This is a genomic window from Acinetobacter sp. YH16053 (genome assembly GCF_013417035.1).
Taxonomy (GTDB): Bacteria; Pseudomonadota; Gammaproteobacteria; order Pseudomonadales; family Moraxellaceae; genus Acinetobacter; species Acinetobacter towneri.
On the sequence record NZ_VPEP01000156.1, the window covers coordinates 1 to 1,091 of the forward strand.

The window sequence follows — 1,091 nt, forward strand, 5'->3', positions numbered from 1 at the left end:
AAAAAGCATGTAGGTTTTTTTAGCATTTTCCGAACAAAACAAGTTCTATTGCTTCGCCCACTCATTGAACTCTTTTATTCTCTTTTCATCAGCCTTAATAAACTCGATAAATCGCTCCTTACTTTCTCGCTCTTTTTTAAGCTCTTTGGCTTGGTTAATAGTGAAAAAAGAAAAGGCTAACACAGCCAATAAAACAAAAGCAAATATTCCTACTACTCGCATTCCAAGCATAGGCGTTTGAAACTCCTTTTTTGCCTTTTCTGATGCTTTCTCTATTTCGTTGATGTAGTTCTTCATCTTTTCGTCTAAAGGCTTTAAATCGACTGAAAAGCTCTCTATACGGTCTAACTCTCCACGTAATTGGATTACAGCTTTGTTTGTTATCTCTCGTAATTCATTTTGTTGTTCTTTCTGTGTCTTTTCGTGCGTTTTAAGGCTCTTTTCAAGGTCTTTCACTACTTGTACTACTACTTTTCCTAACGTTTCGTTAGATATTCTCTTTTCGCTCATATCGTTTATTTTAATATCCTATTCCGTGTCCTCTGCTTAATGTCTGCACTAAGTCTTTTGCATACTCAACCACTTTTATAGCCATATCTAAAGCTACGTTAAGGGTTGGGGGTACTTGTTTCATTATTTCTTTGGGCAATCTATTGGCTATTTTAGGGGTCTGAAGTATTGTTTTTGCTTGCTGTATAGTTTGTTTGTTTTCTTCTATCTTTTTGGTTAAGTCTGCAAGTCTTACATTTTTTCCTATCTCCGAAGCTTTAAAGTCTTGTCCTGTTTGCCTTTCTACTATTCGAAAGCCTTGCATATTTCCTTGTTTATTTATCGTCAAATTAATGTCATACCCCTTGTTATGCATTAGTTCTTGGAAGTGTTCTATTGAGGTGGACTTATTTCGGCATTGAGTATAAGCTCTGCTTATCTCTTTTCTAAGGTCTTTTGTCATTTCCTTTTTCATTTCCTTGACTTCAACCGCTGTAAATAACCCCCTTTCTTTTGCAAGCTTTTCGGCACTCTCGTGAGCTTTCTTGTGTATCATACTATCGCTATGAGCTTTACCCTCTAAACTAATTCTATTGGCAATA

General features: G+C 35.8%; 2 protein-coding genes. Both read right to left on the reverse strand.

Annotated features, from left to right (window positions below; genetic code table 11):
* Window positions 1–45 precede the first annotated feature (45 nt).
* Window positions 46–510, reverse strand: coding sequence for a hypothetical protein (locus FTV43_RS15765; RefSeq protein ID WP_179995867.1), 465 nt, complete (start codon window positions 508–510; stop codon window positions 46–48).
* Between the two features lie 10 nt (window positions 511–520).
* A partial coding sequence (locus FTV43_RS15770; protein ID WP_218950820.1) for a hypothetical protein occupies window positions 521–1,091 on the reverse strand: 571 nt, incomplete at its 5' end.